Annotated in this window: 14 protein-coding genes and 1 other annotated feature; of the genes, 9 read left to right on the top strand and 5 right to left on the bottom strand. The window is 55.0% G+C overall.

Annotated elements, in window-relative coordinates; genetic code table 11:
- Window positions 1-139: 139 nt before the first annotated feature.
- Complete coding sequence (locus DFO57_RS16825) at window positions 140-3,289, bottom strand: multidrug efflux RND transporter permease subunit AcrB (protein ID WP_029568496.1); 3,150 nt, start codon at window positions 3,287-3,289, stop codon at window positions 140-142.
- 16 nt (window positions 3,290-3,305) lie between these two features.
- Window positions 3,306-4,511 (bottom strand): efflux RND transporter periplasmic adaptor subunit, encoded by a 1,206-nt coding sequence (locus DFO57_RS16830; protein ID WP_013024912.1) that lies wholly within the window; start codon window positions 4,509-4,511, stop codon window positions 3,306-3,308.
- 142 nt (window positions 4,512-4,653) lie between these two features.
- On the opposite strand from DFO57_RS16830, the gene acrR reads away from it, so the two are divergent.
- Window positions 4,654-5,292, top strand: a complete 639-nt coding sequence (gene acrR, locus DFO57_RS16835; protein ID WP_014593091.1) for a multidrug efflux transporter transcriptional repressor AcrR — start codon at window positions 4,654-4,656, stop codon at window positions 5,290-5,292.
- Here acrR and rsmS read toward each other — a convergent pair.
- Together rsmS and priC are read right to left on the bottom strand one after the other, a co-directional pair.
- Window positions 5,289-5,444, bottom strand: coding sequence for a pleiotropic regulatory protein RsmS (gene rsmS / locus DFO57_RS16840; protein WP_013024914.1), 156 nt, complete (start codon window positions 5,442-5,444; stop codon window positions 5,289-5,291). The two genes, acrR and rsmS, sit on opposite strands and share 4 nt — an antisense overlap.
- A 75-nt stretch (window positions 5,445-5,519) precedes the next feature.
- Entirely contained in the window at window positions 5,520-6,050 is a 531-nt protein-coding gene (gene priC / locus DFO57_RS16845) for a primosomal replication protein PriC (RefSeq protein ID WP_014593092.1), read from the bottom strand.
- 57 nt (window positions 6,051-6,107) lie between these two features.
- Here priC and DFO57_RS16850 point away from each other — a divergent pair, with 57 nt between their 5' ends.
- From DFO57_RS16850 to DFO57_RS16885, 8 genes are all read left to right on the top strand, one after another.
- On the top strand, window positions 6,108-6,497 hold the full coding sequence (locus tag DFO57_RS16850; RefSeq protein ID WP_013024916.1) for a DUF454 family protein: 390 nt from the start codon (window positions 6,108-6,110) through the stop codon (window positions 6,495-6,497).
- A gap of 153 nt (window positions 6,498-6,650) precedes the next feature.
- Window positions 6,651-7,202 (top strand): adenine phosphoribosyltransferase, encoded by a 552-nt coding sequence (gene apt / locus DFO57_RS16855; protein ID WP_014606425.1) that lies wholly within the window; start codon window positions 6,651-6,653, stop codon window positions 7,200-7,202.
- Window positions 7,203-7,358: 156 nt separating this feature from the next.
- Window positions 7,359-9,329, top strand: coding sequence for a DNA polymerase III subunit gamma/tau (gene dnaX, locus DFO57_RS16860; protein WP_014606424.1), 1,971 nt, complete (start codon window positions 7,359-7,361; stop codon window positions 9,327-9,329).
- Window positions 8,671-8,732: a sequence feature (DnaX frameshifting element), on the top strand. (Overlaps the previous gene by 62 nt.)
- Before the next feature lie 56 nt (window positions 9,330-9,385).
- A complete protein-coding gene (locus tag DFO57_RS16865; RefSeq protein WP_013024920.1) occupies window positions 9,386-9,715 on the top strand; it encodes a YbaB/EbfC family nucleoid-associated protein in 330 nt (109 codons plus the stop codon).
- Entirely contained in the window at window positions 9,715-10,320 is a 606-nt protein-coding gene (recR, locus tag DFO57_RS16870; protein ID WP_014606423.1) for a recombination mediator RecR, read from the top strand. Before DFO57_RS16865 ends, recR begins: the two co-directional genes overlap by 1 nt.
- A gap of 104 nt (window positions 10,321-10,424) precedes the next feature.
- Entirely contained in the window at window positions 10,425-12,293 is a 1,869-nt protein-coding gene (gene htpG, locus DFO57_RS16875) for a molecular chaperone HtpG (RefSeq protein ID WP_170934917.1), read from the top strand.
- A gap of 278 nt (window positions 12,294-12,571) precedes the next feature.
- Complete coding sequence (gene adk, locus DFO57_RS16880) at window positions 12,572-13,216, top strand: adenylate kinase (RefSeq protein ID WP_014606422.1); 645 nt, start codon at window positions 12,572-12,574, stop codon at window positions 13,214-13,216.
- Window positions 13,217-13,451: 235 nt separating this feature from the next.
- On the top strand, window positions 13,452-14,753 hold the full coding sequence (locus DFO57_RS16885) for an inosine/guanosine kinase (protein ID WP_029568497.1): 1,302 nt from the start codon (window positions 13,452-13,454) through the stop codon (window positions 14,751-14,753).
- 54 nt (window positions 14,754-14,807) lie between these two features.
- Here DFO57_RS16885 and ybaL read toward each other — a convergent pair whose 3' ends face one another.
- Entirely contained in the window at window positions 14,808-16,505 is a 1,698-nt protein-coding gene (ybaL, locus tag DFO57_RS16890) for a YbaL family putative K(+) efflux transporter (RefSeq protein ID WP_015700820.1), read from the bottom strand.
- Window positions 16,506-16,870 lie beyond the last annotated feature (365 nt).

Consider the following 16,870-nt stretch of genomic DNA (forward strand, 5'->3'; position numbering starts at 1 on the left):
GGAGAGGGCGAGGTGCAGTCAGAGTTGAGCGGGCATCGGGCCCATCGGCGTGGCAGACAGAGAATGTGAGCAGTCAGGTATGAGAAGGCACGATGAGGACAAAAAAAAAGGCCGCTGACGCGGCCTTTATGTTTACGGATTAATGCGAGTGGTTATCGACAGGATGATCCTTTTCGATGTCCGCTTTCTTACCGAAGCGACGGCGCACCACCACAAAGAATACCGGTACAAAGAAGATGGCCAGCGCGGTGGCGGTCACCATACCGCCCATTACGCCCGTACCGACCGCATTCTGGGCACCTGAGCCTGCGCCGGTGCTGATGGCCAGGGGCAGTACGCCAAGAATAAAGGCCAGCGAGGTCATCAGGATCGGACGCAGACGCATACGACAGGCTTCAAGCGTCGCTTCCACCAGGCCTTTACCTTCTTTCTCCATCAGATCCTTCGCAAATTCCACGATCAGGATGGCGTTCTTCGCCGAGAGGCCAACGGTTGTCAGTAACCCCACGACAAAGTAAACGTCGTTACTCAGGCCACGTAAGGTGGTGAAGAGTAATGCACCGACCACACCGAGCGGAACGACCAGCATGACAGAGAACGGGATGGACCAGCTTTCATACAGGGCAGCAAGACACAGGAACACCACAATCAGTGAAATGGCATAAAGAGCCGGTGCCTGGTTGCCTGACAGACGTTCCTGATAGGACATTCCCGTCCAGTCAAAACCGATGCCGGTTGGCAGTTTAGAGGCCAGTTCTTCCATCAGATTCATGGCTTCACCGGAACTCTTGCCCGGTCCGGCCTGACCCAGGATCTCCATGGCAGGCAGACCGTTATAGCGTTCCAGACGCGGCGAACCATACTGCCAGTGTGCCGAAGAGAAGGCAGAGAAGGGCACCATCTCGCCGTTGCTGTTACGGACAAACCACTTATTGATGTCGTCCGGCAGCATACGCGCGTCGGCTTTACCCATCACGTACACTTTCTTCACACGACCGCGGTCAATAAAGTCATTGACGTAAGAGCCGCCCCACGAGGCTGCGAGCGTGGTGTTGATGTCACTGAGTGACACGCCCAACGCCTGCGCTTTCTCCTGGTCGATATCCAGCTTGAACTGCGGCGTATCTTCCAGGCCATTAGGGCGAACACCGACCAGCGTATCCGGATGCTGGGCAATCATGCCAAACAGCTGGTTACGCGCCTGCGTTAGCTTGTCATGGCCCAGGTTTGCCTGATCGATCAGCTCAAAGTCAAAGCCTGTCGCGTTCCCTAATTCAATAATGGCCGGCAGGTTAAACGCAAAGACCATACCGTCTTTGATTTGCCCTAATGCCTGCATGGCACGTCCCTGGATAGCCGGGACTTTCATATCGCTGCTGGTACGCTCATCCCAGGGTTTGAGGCTGACGAAGGCGATACCGGTGTTCTGGCCCCGTCCGGCAAAACCAAAACCGGCAACGGTAAAGACCGACTTAACCGAGTCCTTCTCTTTTGTAAGGAAGTAGTCAGAAACCTGATCCAGCACCTTCTGCGTGCGTTCCTGGGTTGCACCCGCAGGCAACTGTGCCTGAGCCAGCAACAGGCCCTGATCTTCTTCCGGCAGGAAGGAAGAGGGGAGGCGCAGGAACAGAAACGCCATGCCCAGCACAATCAGCAGGTAAAGCAGCAGATAGCGACCGGTACCGCGAACGATATGGCCCACGCTGTCGACATAGTGATGCGTGCTCTTGTCGAACAGGCGATTAAACCAGCCAAAGAAACCGGTGGTTTTGCCATGATCGCCTTTTTTCACCGGCTTGAGCATGGTGGCGCAGAGCGCCGGCGTCAGAATTAACGCAACCAGTACCGACAGCGCCATCGCTGAAACAATAGTGATAGAGAACTGACGGTAAATGACCCCGGTAGATCCGCCGAAGAAGGCCATAGGAATGAATACTGCCGACAGCACCAGGGCAATACCGACCAGCGCGCCCTGAATCTGTTCCATCGATCGCTTGGTGGCCTCTTTGGGCGGCAGCCCTTCTTCCGCCATTACGCGTTCGACGTTCTCGACCACTACGATGGCATCATCGACCAGCAAGCCGATGGCCAGCACCATCCCAAACATCGTCAGGGTGTTTATCGAGTAGCCAAAGGCGCTGATAATGGCAAAGGTACCCAGCAGAACAACAGGCACGGCGATGGTCGGAATCAGCGTGGCACGGAAGTTTTGCAGGAACAGATACATCACCAGGAACACCAACAGAATGGCTTCCATCAGTGTCTTCACTACTTCGAAAATCGAGATTTTTACGAAAGGTGTCGTGTCATAAGGGTAAACGACCTTCATACCCGCCGGGAAAGTGGGCTGCAGTTTAGCCAGCTCTGCCTTCACCGCCTCCGCCGTGTTCAGGGCGTTAGCGCCGGTCGCCAGTTTGATACCAATACCGGAAGCGGGTTTACCGTTATAACGTGCGATGATTTCGTAGTTTTCCCCACCCAGTTCAATCTGAGCCACATCGCGCAGACGAACCTGAGAACCGTCAGCATTCACCTTAAGCAGAATGTTGCCGAACTCTTTGGTCGAGGTCAGACGGGTTTGTGCAATGATAGAGGCGTTCAACTGCTGTCCCGGCACCGGTGGCGTGCCGCCTAACTGACCGGCAGCGACCTGGGCGTTCTGGGTTTTCAGCGCGTTGATAACGTCAACAGGGGTTAACTGATAGTTATTAAGCTTGCTGGGATCCATCCAGATACGCATGGCATACTGTGCCCCGAATACCTGGGTATCACCGACGCCAGGCGTACGGCTGATCGGATCTTTGATGTTTGAGGCAACGTAATCAGAAATATCGTTCTGATTCATACTGCCGTCATCGCTGATAAAACCGGCGACCATCAGGAAGCTACTGGAGGATTTTTTAACCTGAATCCCCTGTTGTTGCACTTCCTGAGGCAGCAACGGCATGGCCAGTTGCAGTTTGTTCTGCACCTGAACCTGGGCGATATCGGCATCGGTACCTGACTCAAACGAAATCGTCAGCGTCAGTGCGCCCGATGAGTCACTGCTTGATGACATATACATCAGGCCATCAATACCATTCATGTTCTGTTCGATGACCTGAGTCACCGAGTCTTGCAGCGTTTTGGCGTCAGCACCTGGGTAGTTGGCCTGAATCTCAATTGCCGGCGGCGCAACATTGGGATATTGCTCGATCGGTAATTTAAGAATCGATAACGCGCCCGCTAGCATCACGATAATAGCAAGAACCCACGCAAAGATGGGGCGATCGATAAAGAACTTAGCCATGTATCAACGGCTCCTGTTATGACGATGTTTTAGCAGACTGCGCTTTGGACGGATCGCCGCTGGCGGCTTTGGCATCATCGGTGACTTCTTTAGGCGTAACCTGCGCACCTGGTTTTGCGCGTTGCAGACCGGTAAAGATCACGCGCTCACCCGCTTTAAGCCCATCAGTCACCAGCCATTTGTCGCCAATAGCCTGGGCCGCTTTAATCTTACGTGCTTCAACCTTGTTATCCGCGCCCACCACCATGACAGAGGCATCGCCGGTTGGCGTACGGCTCACCGCCTGCTGTGGCACTAAAAGGGCGTTCGGGTTGGTGCCTTCCTCCAGACGAGCACGGACAAACATGCCAGGCAGCAACGCTTTGTCAGGGTTCGGGAAGATCGCACGCAGGGTGATGGATCCGGTGGTCTGGTCAACGGTCACGTCGGAAAATTCCAGCGTACCCGGCTGAGCATAGTCTTTGCCGTTTTGCATCAGCAGGGTGACATTCGCTTTGCCATCGTTCTGTTTCAGCTGACCCGATTCGAGTTCTGAACGTAAACGCAGGAAATCTTCACTCGACTGGGTGACATCGACATACATCGGATCAAGCTGCTGCACGGTTGCCAGCGCCGTAGTTTGCCCGCTCTGCACCAGCGCACCTTCCGTTACGGAAGACTTACCGATACGGCCGCTGATGGGCGAGGTGACTTTGGTGTAGGCAAGATTAATACGGGCGGTTTCCACATTGGCTTTGGCTGACTGAACCGCGGCATTGTTCTGCGCGGCGGTGGCCACAGCCGTATCATAATCCTGCTGACTGATGTATTTAGTGCCGAGCAGCGGCTTATAGCGATTCACGGTAAGCTGCGCAATGCGTGCGTTAGCTTCCGCCTTCGCTAAATCGGCTTTAGCACTGTCGTAGGACGCCTGATAGGTCGCCGGATCGATCTGATACAGCGATTCCCCTGCTTTGATCTCTCCGCCTTCAATGAAGTTACGCTTCAGGATGATACCGGAAACCTGCGGGCGAACTTCAGCAATACGAAAAGCCAAAGTGCGGCCGGGTAATTCAGTCGAAATTTTAAGGGGTTCACTTTTAACCGTAACAACACCCACCTCAGGTGGCTGCTGCTGCTGGGCGGCCTGGTCGGATTTATTTCCGTCACATCCTGTTAACACGAAGCTGCCTGATAGCATCAGGACGGCCGCCAGAGGCGTTAACCCTCTGAATTTAGTCATAAATAAACCTCTAGAGTCCGATATCGAATGATCAATGGATCACAAAGCCAGGAACCCATTGCTGCGTAAGAGTTTAGGTCGTGCTATGGTACATACATTCACAAATGTATGTAAACTTACTCGATTGTAAAAAAAGTCCCCTATGGCACGAAAAACCAAAGCGCAAGCTCTTGAAACCCGGCATCAAATTCTTGACGCTGCACTTGCCCTTTTTTCTAAAGAGGGGGTTTCAGCCACTTCCCTGGCGGATGTCGCATCCGCAGCCAGCGTAACACGGGGGGCAATCTACTGGCATTTCAAAAACAAAGCCGATTTGTTAAACGAAATATGGCTTCGCAGTGATGCAGGGCTGGATGATGTGAAACTTGAGTATCAGACAAAATACCCCGGTGATCCACTTTCCATTCTGCGAGCGATGCTGGTGTATATCTTTCAGGCGACGGCTAGAGATCCTCAGCGCCGCGCGCTAATGGAAATTATCTTCCACAAATGCGAGTTTGTGGGGGAAATGGCGGCGGTAAAAAGCATTCAGCAAAGCCTGTTGCTGGAGCGTTACAATGAAATAGAAGACGTTTTGCGCCAGTGCATTGATGCCGGGCAGCTCCCGGAAACCTTCCAGACGCGTCAGGCCGCGCTGATTATGCGCGGCTACGTGAACGGCATGATGGAAAGCTGGCTGTTTACACCCGATAAGTTTGATCTGGTTACCGATGCGCCTGTGCTGGTTGATGCGCTGATTGATATGCTGCGCTTCAGCCCAACGCTGGCTAAAAAGGCCTAATCTTTACGCTGCGTGTCGCGCTTTCTTTCAAAGTCGCGCTGAACGATGGCCAGTGCAGACAGCACGGTTTCTACCGCGATCTGATTCTCTTCAAGCAGCTGAATGAGATCGACGGCCAGTTTTACCTCTTCAGGCGCCGTTTCCAGGGACATCTTTCCTCCTGAGCAGTTGTATCATGGGCCAGATAAGCGTGCCATCCGTGAATCCCCTCCAGCACGGATAGCGCATTAAGTGTTAAAGGCGCTGTTTGCCAGCGACATTGCCCACTCCACCGAACGTATGGCCTGTCGACAGCGTGCCATACGACCTTCGAGCACCTCCAGGTCTTTCTTCAACTGCTGCTGCACGGCCAGCGTTTCCGCCAGCGCCATTCGCTGTTCACGCTGGTCGATCATAGCCTGCAGTCGACGTTCATACTCGCGGTATTCCTGATATTTTCGCTGCCGGGAAGAGGGCTGAGCGCGCTCCTGTGGGCTACGCAACTGTTGGGTGCGGGCCTCACGTTGCAGAGCAGCAATCTGATCGACCAGATGGCTGGCCAGCCACTGGCTGCGGGCCACGTCACCGTTGGGCTGGCACAAACGCTGATAATTGTGTTCAATCTCCTGCAAATAATCCGCCAGCCGGGTGCCTTTGGTGGTAAAAAGCTGGCTGTCAAAGCGGGGGGAACGGCAGTATCCATCAGGATGGCTGGCAATATCCTGTCGTAAATCAAGCATGCAGTTAAGCAGGCGTTGGTGTGCAGTGACGTAACTCATCGCCCGAGACTCAGGTATGCTAAGGTTACGTGACTGGAAACGCGCTGAGCGATCGTTATGCAACGCATTGTATTATTGACCCTTGGCTGGCTGGCGATTGTGCTTGGCATACTGGGTATTGTATTACCTTTATTACCCACCACGCCATTTATGCTACTGGCGGCCTGGTGTTTTGCCCGCTCTTCTCCCCGATTCCACTACTGGCTGCTCTGGAGATCGCCTTTTGGCCGTTATATCCGCCACTGGCAGCAGCACCGTGGCATGCCCCCCGGTGCAAAAAGCCGGGCGATGATCGTGATTGTAATAACCTTTGCGGTGTCTCTCTGGCTGGTTCCGCTGTGGTGGGTACGCGTCATGTTACTTATTATGCTGGCTGTGCTACTGCTGTTTATCGGGCGCATGCCGGTGGTGGCAGAAACAGCGGATGAACGTTTACCGCCGCGATAAAGTTGCAATTAGCCGACCATTTGCTTAGATTTGGGCCTCTTCGTGTGTAGCTTCCCATTATTCATGCCTCTTCGCTGAGCCTTTAACCCGGTGTTGGCGCTATTGAAGCTGCGCAAAACAGAACAGAATTTTTTTTTTACCAGGCTTAAGATTATGACCGACACTGCGCAGCAGCTTGAACTGATTAAAAACAGTATCAAAAGTATTCCTGATTACCCGAAGCCGGGTATTCTTTTCCGTGACGTCACCAGCCTGTTGGAAGACCCAAAAGCCTATGCCGCGTCCATCTCGCTGCTGGTAGAGCGTTATCGCAATAAAGGCATCACCAAAGTGGTGGGCACGGAAGCGCGGGGTTTCCTGTTCGGGGCACCTGTCGCCCTCGGACTGGGGCTGGGCTTTGTTCCGGTGCGCAAGCCGGGCAAACTGCCACGTGAAACCTTCAGCGAAGCTTACGAGCTGGAATACGGTACCGACCGACTGGAATTGCACAAAGATGCTATTCAGCCAGGCGATGTGGTGCTGGTGGTCGACGACCTGCTGGCAACGGGGGGCACGCTCGAAGCGACCATCAAACTGATTCGTCGTGCAGGCGGCGAAGTTAAGGATGCGGCATTTATTATCAACCTGTTCGATCTGGCAGGTGAAGCGCGTCTCAAGGCGCTGGGCGTTGACAGCTACAGCCTGGTCAATTTTCCCGGCCACTAACCCTCGCTTGCGGCCTCGTGCTCCGCAGGCCGCACATCTTTCCCTGTTCAAGATAACGAGTGATAGGTGAAAGCGTAGCTGTTAGACTACTGCAATCATATACAGGGGTTGCAGTGCGTCTGCGCTCACATTTCCATCCAAATTCGTCGAAACCACATGAGCTATCAGGTACTTGCCCGAAAATGGCGTCCACAGGCGTTTGCTGATGTTGTCGGTCAGGAACATGTTCTGACGGCGCTGGCGAATGGATTGTCTCTGGGACGCATCCATCATGCTTATCTCTTCTCCGGCACGCGGGGCGTAGGGAAAACCACGATTGCCCGTCTGCTGGCAAAAGGGCTTAACTGCGAAACCGGTATTACCGCAACACCCTGCGGTCAGTGCGACAACTGTCGTGAGATTGAGCAGGGGCGCTTTGTCGATCTTATTGAGATTGACGCGGCCTCGCGCACCAAAGTGGAAGACACACGCGATCTGCTCGATAACGTGCAGTACGCGCCCGCGCGCGGCCGGTTTAAAGTCTACCTGATCGATGAAGTGCACATGCTGTCGCGTCACAGCTTCAACGCCCTGCTGAAAACGCTGGAAGAACCGCCTTCGCATGTAAAATTCTTGCTGGCCACGACCGATCCGCAAAAACTGCCGGTGACGATTCTGTCGCGCTGCCTGCAGTTTCATCTAAAAGCGCTTGAGGTCGATCAGATCCGCCAGCAGTTGGATCATGTTTTAGAGCAGGAGCAGATCGCGCGTGAGCCACGCGCCCTGCAACTGCTCGCCAGAGCCGCCGATGGCAGCATGCGTGACGCGTTAAGCCTTACCGATCAGGCCATTGCAATGGGCGAGGGCAGCGTGACCAGCGCCACCGTGGGCACGATGCTCGGAACGCTTGATGATGAACAGCCGCTTGGCCTGCTCGAAGCCGTGGTTGAGGGCAATGGCGAACAGATGATGACGCTGCTAGCCCACGCGGCTTCACGCGGCGTTGAGTGGGAAGCGCTGTTGGTTGAGATGCTGCGCCTGCTGCACCGGATTGCCATGGTGCAGCTCCTGCCCACGTCGCTCAATGACGATGAAGAGAGCAATGCGCTACGCCTGCGTGAGCTGGCGCGCGCGGTGCCACCGGCCGATCTCCAGCTGTACTACCAAACCCTGCTCATGGGGCGTAAAGATTTACCGCTTGCGCCCGATCGCCGCATGGGGATTGAAATGACATTGCTGCGCGCCCTGGCGTTCCATCCCAAGGCAGCCATCGCCGAACCGATCGCGCGGCCAACGCTGACGGCGCAGTCGGCACCGGCACCGGTGCAGAATGTCGCTGCCCAGCCCGCTCAAAAGGCGCCCGCGGCGCAGCCGCAAATGGCCGCGCCGGAACCGGCTGTCAGTCAGCAGGCCGTGCCGCCGGCTTCGCCCGATCCGTCACTGTCCAGCTCCACCAGCCAGCTCCTGCAGGCGCGCACCCAGTTGCTGCGCCAGGGAGCAAACAAAGCAAAAAAGAGTGAGCCGGCAGCGCCAGGTGCGCGGCCGGCCAACTCTGCGCTGGAACGACTGGCCTCTGTTACCGAACGCAGCCAGCAGCGAGTCCGAGACAGCGCGCCTGCGGCACCGGTAAAAAAAGAGGCTTACCGCTGGAAAGCACAGACGCCAGTGACAGAGGTCGCTGAGCCGGTCGCGACGCCAAAAGCCTTGCGTTCTGCGCTGGAGCATGAGAAAAATCCTGAGCTGGCCGCGCGACTGGCGGAAGAAGCCCAGCAGCGCGATGCATGGGCGGCAGAGGTCGCGGGCTTACCGCTGCCTAAACTGGTTCAGCAACTGGCCCTGAATGCATGGAAAGAAACCACGGATAACGGCATTTGCCTGCATTTACGTTCCAGTCAGCGCCACCTGAATTCCGCGTCGGCGCAGCAGGCCCTGAGCGCCGCGTTAAGTCAGGCAGCAGGCCATCAGGTTGAACTGTCGGTTATTGAAGACGATAATTCTTCGGTATTGACGCCACTGGAGTGGCGTCAGGCCATTTATGAAGAGAAGCTGGCGCAGGCGCGTCAGTCAATCTTGAGTGACACCCACATTCAAACCCTTCGTCGCTTTTTTGATGCCGATTTGGATGAGGAAAGCATTCGACCCGTTTGAACACGCTGCAACGGTCTGAATAAACCGCGTTGTAGCCTCAGCAGAGAGAGAAAACTATGTTTGGTAAAGGCGGATTGGGCAACCTGATGAAGCAGGCCCAGCAGATGCAAGACAAAATGGCCCAGGTTCAGGAAGAAATTGCCGCCCTGGAAGTCACGGGTGAATCAGGTGCTGGCATGGTCAAAGTCACGATCAACGGTGCTCACAACTGCCGCCGGGTAGAAGTCGATCCGAGCCTGCTTGAGGACGACAAAGACATGCTGGAAGATCTGATTGCCGCCGCATTCAACGATGCCGCTCGTCGCATTGACGAAGTGCAGAAAGAGAAAATGGCCTCTGTCTCTTCAGGCATGCAGCTGCCACCAGGCTTCAAGATGCCGTTCTGATGCAAACCAGCCCCCTGCTAGAGTCTTTAATGGAGTCGCTGCGCTGTTTGCCGGGCGTTGGGCCTAAATCGGCCCAGCGTATGGCGTTTCAACTGCTACAGCGCGATCGGAGTGGCGGAATGCGGCTGGCGCAGGCTCTGACCCGGGCGATGTCGGAAATCGGCCACTGTGCCGATTGCCGCACCTTCACCGAGCAGGAAATTTGCACCATTTGCGCCAATCCCCGGCGACAGCAAAATGGTCAAATCTGCGTGGTTGAAAGCCCGGCAGACATCCATGCTATTGAGCAAACCGGGCAATTTGCCGGCCGCTATTTCGTGTTGATGGGGCATCTTTCGCCGCTGGACGGCATTGGTCCAGCCGATATTGGTCTTGACCGACTGGAACAACGGCTGGAAAAAGAAACGCTTCACGAAGTGATTCTGGCGACCAATCCCACGGTTGAAGGTGAAGCTACCGCGAACTACATCGCTGAATTGTGCGGACAGTATGGCGTCGACGCGAGCCGTATTGCGCATGGGGTTCCGATGGGCGGTGAACTGGAAATGGTCGATGGCACCACGCTGTCCCACTCCCTGGCCGGTCGTCAAAAGATTAAATTTTAAACGCTTGCCGGTGTTGTGAAAGACACCGGCTTGAAAACCTCTCATTTATCCCCACATCCTCCTCAACGTTCGTTAAATCTGATTCTGTTGAGGTAGCAATGACCATGAAAGGACAAGAGACTCGTGGCTTTCAGTCAGAGGTAAAACAACTTCTGCACCTGATGATCCATTCTCTCTATTCAAACAAAGAGATTTTCCTGCGTGAGCTGATTTCCAATGCTTCGGATGCGGCAGATAAACTGCGCTTCCGCGCGCTGTCTGATGCCAGCCTGTATGAAGGCGATGGCGACCTGCGCGTGCGTCTCTCTGTGGATAAGGACAACCGTACCATTACGCTGAGCGATAACGGTATCGGCATGCGTCGTGATGAAGTGATTGAAAACCTGGGCACCATTGCTAAATCAGGCACCAAATCCTTCCTGGCGTCTCTGGGCTCAGACCAGGCGAAAGACAGCCAGCTGATCGGTCAGTTTGGCGTAGGCTTCTATTCGGCGTTTATCGTGGCCGACAAGGTCTCTGTGCGCACCCGTGCAGCGGGCGCGGCAGAAGACGAAGCTGTCTTCTGGGAATCCGCGGGTGAAGGGGATTACACCATCGCGGATATCAGCAAAGCCGAACGCGGTACCGAAATTACCCTGCACCTGCGCGAGGGCGAAGATGAGTTCCTTGATAGCTGGCGCGTACGCAACATTATCAGTAAGTACTCCGATCACATTGCCCTGCCGGTAGAAATCGAAAGCAAAGACGAAGAGACCGGCACCACCACCTGGGAGAAAATCAACAAGGCCCAGGCGCTGTGGACGCGCAACAAAGCTGACATCAGCGATGAAGAGTACAACGAGTTTTACAAACACATCGCCCACGATTTCAGCGATCCGGCAATCTGGAGCCACAACCGTGTTGAAGGTAAACAGGAGTACACCAGCCTGCTTTATATCCCGGCGCGTGCGCCGTTCGACATGTGGAACCGCGATCATAAACATGGCCTGAAACTGTACGTACAGCGCGTGTTTATCATGGATGATGCCGAGCAGTTCATGCCGAATTACCTGCGCTTCGTGCGCGGTCTGATTGACTCAAACGATCTGCCGCTTAACGTATCGCGTGAAATCCTGCAGGACAGCCGGGTAACCCAGAGCCTGCGTGGCGCGCTGACCAAGCGTGTGCTGCAGATGCTGGAGAAATTGGCAAAAGACGACAGCGAAAAATACCAGACCTTCTGGAAAGAGTTCGGTCTGGTACTGAAAGAAGGCCCGGCGGAAGATCACGCGAATAAAGAAGCGATTGCTAAACTGTTGCGCTTTGCCAGTACCCAAAGCGAAGGCGCGGCGCAAACCGTTTCGCTGGAAGAGTACGTCAGCCGCATGGTAGAAGGTCAGGAGAAGATCTACTACATCACGGCCGACAGCTATGCCGCCGCCAACAGCAGCCCGCATCTGGAGCTGTTCCGTAAGAAAGGCATCGAAGTGCTGCTGTTGTCCGATCGCATCGACGAATGGATGATGAGCTACCTGACCGAGTTCGACGGTAAAGTCTTCCAGTCTGTCAGCAAAGCCGATGACGCACTGGATAAGCTGGCCGACGAAGAGACGGAAGAGCAGAAAGAAGCTGAAAAAGCGCTGGAGCCGTTTGTTGAACGCGTGAAAACGCTGCTGGGTGAGCGCGTGAAAGAAGTGCGTCTGACGCACCGCCTGACCGATACGCCGGCGATTGTGACCACGGATGCGAACGAGATGACCACGCAAATGGCCAAACTGTTTGCTGCGGCAGGTCAGGACGTGCCGGAAGTGAAATACATCTTTGAAATCAACCCCGATCACCAACTGGTGAAACGCGTGGCGGATACCCAGGATGAAACCCGCTTCGGTGAGTGGATAGAGCTGTTACTGGATCAGGCGCTGCTGGCCGAGCGCGGCACGCTGGACGATCCTAACCAGTTTATCCGCCGTATGAATCAGTTACTGACGGCGTAAGCCAATCAAAACCGGTGGCAAGGTCCACCGGTTTTTTTTGCTTAAGTGCATCGCCTGATTTCAGCGAGCCGTTTTGTTGCGCAAACGCCATGAAATGCATTCAGCATAAGCCGCCAGTCCGAAAATGCCCTTTCGCTGACCTGACGCACTGCTATCACGCGCTAAAGCCAGTACACTAAACTTTCCTGACCCGCCGCTTCCTTGTGGTGGGCGGGTCATAATGGTATGTTCTTCCGCTTCTCAGATTCATCAATGCGATTCGCAAGGGGATTTACGCAATGCGTATTATTCTGCTCGGAGCTCCGGGCGCAGGTAAGGGGACTCAAGCCCAATTCATCATGGAGAAATACGGCATTCCGCAGATCTCCACTGGCGACATGCTGCGTGCAGCGGTTAAAGCTGGCACCGAACTTGGCAACCAGGCGAAAGCCATTATGGATGCCGGTAAGTTGGTTACTGATGAGCTGGTCATTGCGCTGGTTAAAGAGCGCATCACCCAGGAAGATTGCAAAAACGGTTTCCTGCTTGATGGTTTCCCACGCACCATTCCTCAGGCTGACGCAATGAAAGAAGCCGGTATTAAAGTGGACTACGTGCTGGAGTTCGCCGTACCGGACGAGCTGATTGTTGAGCGTATCGTAGGCCGCCGTGTTCACGCGCCATCAGGCCGCGTCTACCACGTCAAATTCAATCCACCGAAAGTGGAAGGCAAGGATGACGTGACCGGTGAAGAGCTGACCACGCGCAAAGACGATCAGGAAGAAACGGTGCGCAAACGTCTGGTGGAATACCATCAGCTGACTGCGCCGCTGATTGCTTACTACAGCAAAGAAGCGGAAGCGGGGCACACCGCGTATCACAAGATCGACGGTACGCGCAACGTGTCCGACGTGAGCGCAGAGCTGGCTAAGATTCTCGGCTAAGCGGATTGGGGCTGGCCAGGCTGGCCCCTTTTGCCCTCAACGCGTTGACTCCCCCTCTGTGTCTGTTTCTCTCCTCTTCCTGCATGCTGTTGGACAGAAGGCCGAGGTTCGCCTGGTGCTAAATACAATGGCAGAACATACTGAGATGAGTATGCAGTGGGTTCACTTGCGACAGTAAAGTCACGACACAGAATGTGATATGCTTCTCTGCCTGTTTTTTCTCACGGCAGTTACCATGAAATTTCCCGGCAAACGTAAATCCAAACATTACTTCCCCGTTAGCGCCCGCGATCCGCTGTTACAGTCCTCCCAATTTGATAGTGAAGACGGCAGTTGGGTGGTCGGCATCGATCAGACGCTGGTCGATATCGAAGCCAAAGTCGATGACGCCTTTCTTGTTCGCTACGGCCTGAGCGCTGGCCATTCGCTGGTTATCGACGATGCCGTGGCGGAAGCGCTGTATGCGGAACTGATGCGTGACGAACTGGTGACCCACCAGTTTGCGGGCGGCACAATTGGTAATACGCTGCATAATTTCTCGGTGCTGGCGGACGATCGTTCCGTACTGCTGGGGGTGATGTGCAACAATATCCAGATTGGCGGTTATGCCTACCGCTATCTGTGTAATACCTCCAGCCGAATGGACCTGAACTATCTGCAGGGCGTTGACGGTGCGATTGGCCGCTGCTTTACGCTGATTGGCGATCAGGGCGACCGCACCTTTGCTATCAGCCCGGGGCAAATGAATCAGCTCAGGGCGGAAAACGTCCCTGAAGACGTTATTGCGGGCGCCTCTGCGCTGGTGCTGACCTCCTATCTAATCCGCTGCGAGGCGGGCGAGCCCATGCCTGAGGCAACATTAAAGGCCATTGAATACGCCAAACGCCACAACGTGCCCGTGGTCCTGACGCTGGGCACCAAACACGTCATCGGCGACAACCCGCAGTTCTGGCGCGATTTTCTGCGCGATCACGTTTCAATTGTGGCAATGAACGAAGAAGAAGCCCTGGCGCTGACCGGCGAAGCCGATCCTCTGCTGGCATCGGATATGGCGCTGGAATGGGTTGACCTGGTGTTGTGTACCGCAGGGCCGACCGGATTGTATATGGCGGGTTATACGGAAGAGGCGTTCAAGCGCAAAACGAATCATCCGCTGCTGCCTGGCGCGATTGCGGAGTTCAACCTGTACGAATTTAGCCGGGCGATGCGTAAACAGGACTGCCAGCAGCCGCTACGCATTTTTTCTCACATCGCCCCTTATATGGGCGGTCCGGAAAAGATCATGAATACCAACGGGGCAGGGGACGGCGCACTGGCCGCATTGCTGCACGATATTACGGCAAACAATTATCATCGCCGCAACGTGCCTAATTCCAGTAAGCATGCGCGCGCTTATCTCACCTATTCGTCCCTGGCGCAGGTTTGCAAATATGCGAACCGGGTAAGCTATCAGGTGCTGAACCAGCATTCTCCCCGACTGACGCGCGGCCTGCCCGAGCGGGAAGACAGCCTGGAAGAGTCCTACTGGGATCGTTAAGCCGGAAACACAAACTGCCCCTCAGCAACGCTGCCGCTGCTGAGGGGCAGGGCATTAGCTGTTGCCTTCACAGGCGAGCCTGGTGTGATCCTGCTCAAGGTTTTCCTGCAGTTTCTGAATGATGCTGGCGGCAATCTCGCGTTCGCCCATCACGACATGGTTTGCGCCACGTTCCAGAATGTACTCCACCTCATCATCATAATGGGCATGCACAATGATGTTGATGTCCGCTTTTTTCTGGCGGGCGGCGGTAACGATTTCCCCCACCTCATATCCGTTGGGAATGGTGATGAGCAGCCAGGCTGCACAGTCCACACGGGCTAACTCCAGCGTGTTTGCGCGGGCAGCGTTGGCCAGCACGGCCCGAATGCCCTGATCGCGTAGTGCTTTGACGCGAGGAATCGAACTCTCGACCACCACCACCGGAATATTGAGCGCCATCAGTTGCTCACACAGCAGGTTGCCGACGCGACCATAGCCAACGATTACCGCGTGATGGCAGATATCCACTGGAATCTGTTGTTCTTCTTCTTCCAGCGCCTCTTCGAGCGTCTGCTGCTCCATCGTTTCGTTCTTAGACAGATAGCGCCCCAGCAGGGTAAACAGCACCGGGTTGAGCATGATAGAAAGAATGGCGGCAGCCAGCACCAGATTACGGCCCTCTTCATCCAGCAGCCCCAGGGAGATCCCCAGCCCGGCAAGAATAAAGGCAAACTCGCCGATTTGCGCCAGGCTGACCGAAATGGTCATCGCGGTGCGGCGTGAATGACCCAGCAGCGAGACCAGAAGCCACGCCGCGGCAGATTTTCCTATCACGACGATCACCAGCGCCCCCAGCACCGCCAGCGGTTCTTTCACCAGGATCATCGGGTCGAACAGCATTCCGACAGACACAAAGAACAGCACCGCAAAGGCATCACGCAGCGGCAGCGTGTCGCGGGCGGCGCGCTGGCTTAACTCGGACTCGTTCAGCACCATACCGGCAAAGAAGGCCCCGAGGGCAAAAGAGACGTCAAAGAACTCGACGGCGCCAAACGCAATGCCCAGCGCCAGGGCTAATACGGCCAGCGTAAACAGCTCACGTGAACCCGTTGCGGCACTTTTCGCGAGGATCCAGGGCACGGCACGGCGACCGACGACCATCATTAACACCATAAAGGCGGCGACTTTACCGATGGTCCAGAGCAGGTCCCATATCACCAGGCTGGCGCTGGCGTTACCCTGTTCCATCATGCCGGCAATCGCGGGCAGCAGGACCAGCGTAAGCACCATGACCAAATCTTCAACAATCAACCAGCCAATAGCAATCTGGCCGCGCTGGCTTTCAATAAGCTGACGCTCTTCTAATGCGCGCAGCAACACCACGGTACTGGCGGTAGAAAGACACAAACCGAACACTAAGCCCGTCATCCAGGACCAGCCCATCGCCCACGACATCAGCATTCCCAGTAAGGTCGCCACAGCGATCTGTGCGATAGCGCCGGGAATGGCTATCCGCTTTACCGACATCAGATCCTTGAGTGAGAAGTGCAGACCGACGCCGAACATCAGCAGGATAACGCCCAGCTCTGCGAGTTCCGGTGCCAGATTGGTATCAGCCACAAACCCCGGCGTAAAAGGGCCAGCCAGTACGCCCGCGACTAAATAACCCACTAGCGGCGAAATGCGTAACCGATTTGCCAGCATTCCAAGGAGAAAAGCCAGGACCAGAGCCCCGACGATAGTCGTAATCAACGGTGTGGTGTGATGCATGCCAGTCTCCATGGGTATAAATGTGTCCGCTTGTAACAAATGAGTCTAATGCATATCGAAAAGGATCGCTGAATAATTTGTGGGATTAACAGAAAAAATTATGCAAATACGAGAAAAATGCAATCGGAAGGCTGTTTTTATCACTTATCCCTATCACCGGCTGGTTTAACGCTTCATCAGGAACAGAACGGAATAAGTTTACGCCCGTTAAATGACACAGACGTGACGCCAATGATGCGCGAATGCGCTATAAACCGTCACCAACCGGAACCAGCGTGAGATTTGCTAAGGCCAGTCAGCCTCACAAGCGTAATAGCGGTTTTTTCAGATTGAAGCAGCGGTACCATCGCTGTGCTGGATGTCGG

The sequence above is a fragment of the Pantoea sp. AG702 genome (genome assembly GCF_003182295.1).
GTDB lineage: Bacteria > Pseudomonadota > Gammaproteobacteria > Enterobacterales > Enterobacteriaceae > Pantoea > Pantoea ananatis.

Excerpts from the sequence above, each read along its gene's own strand:
- DFO57_RS16825 (WP_029568496.1), bottom strand. The coding sequence starts at position 3,289 with ATGGCTAAGTTCTTTATCGATCGCCCCATCTTTGCGTGGGTTCTTGCT.
- DFO57_RS16830 (WP_013024912.1), bottom strand. The coding sequence starts at position 4,511 with ATGACTAAATTCAGAGGGTTAACGCCTCTGGCGGCCGTCCTGATGCTA.
- acrR (WP_014593091.1), top strand. The coding sequence starts at position 4,654 with ATGGCACGAAAAACCAAAGCGCAAGCTCTTGAAACCCGGCATCAAATT.
- rsmS (WP_013024914.1), bottom strand. The coding sequence starts at position 5,444 with ATGTCCCTGGAAACGGCGCCTGAAGAGGTAAAACTGGCCGTCGATCTC.
- priC (WP_014593092.1), bottom strand. The coding sequence starts at position 6,050 with ATGAGTTACGTCACTGCACACCAACGCCTGCTTAACTGCATGCTTGAT.
- DFO57_RS16850 (WP_013024916.1), top strand. The coding sequence starts at position 6,108 with ATGCAACGCATTGTATTATTGACCCTTGGCTGGCTGGCGATTGTGCTT.
- apt (WP_014606425.1), top strand. The coding sequence starts at position 6,651 with ATGACCGACACTGCGCAGCAGCTTGAACTGATTAAAAACAGTATCAAA.
- dnaX (WP_014606424.1), top strand. The coding sequence starts at position 7,359 with ATGAGCTATCAGGTACTTGCCCGAAAATGGCGTCCACAGGCGTTTGCT.
- DFO57_RS16865 (WP_013024920.1), top strand. The coding sequence starts at position 9,386 with ATGTTTGGTAAAGGCGGATTGGGCAACCTGATGAAGCAGGCCCAGCAG.
- recR (WP_014606423.1), top strand. The coding sequence starts at position 9,715 with ATGCAAACCAGCCCCCTGCTAGAGTCTTTAATGGAGTCGCTGCGCTGT.
- htpG (WP_170934917.1), top strand. The coding sequence starts at position 10,425 with ATGAAAGGACAAGAGACTCGTGGCTTTCAGTCAGAGGTAAAACAACTT.
- adk (WP_014606422.1), top strand. The coding sequence starts at position 12,572 with ATGCGTATTATTCTGCTCGGAGCTCCGGGCGCAGGTAAGGGGACTCAA.
- DFO57_RS16885 (WP_029568497.1), top strand. The coding sequence starts at position 13,452 with ATGAAATTTCCCGGCAAACGTAAATCCAAACATTACTTCCCCGTTAGC.
- ybaL (WP_015700820.1), bottom strand. The coding sequence starts at position 16,505 with ATGCATCACACCACACCGTTGATTACGACTATCGTCGGGGCTCTGGTC.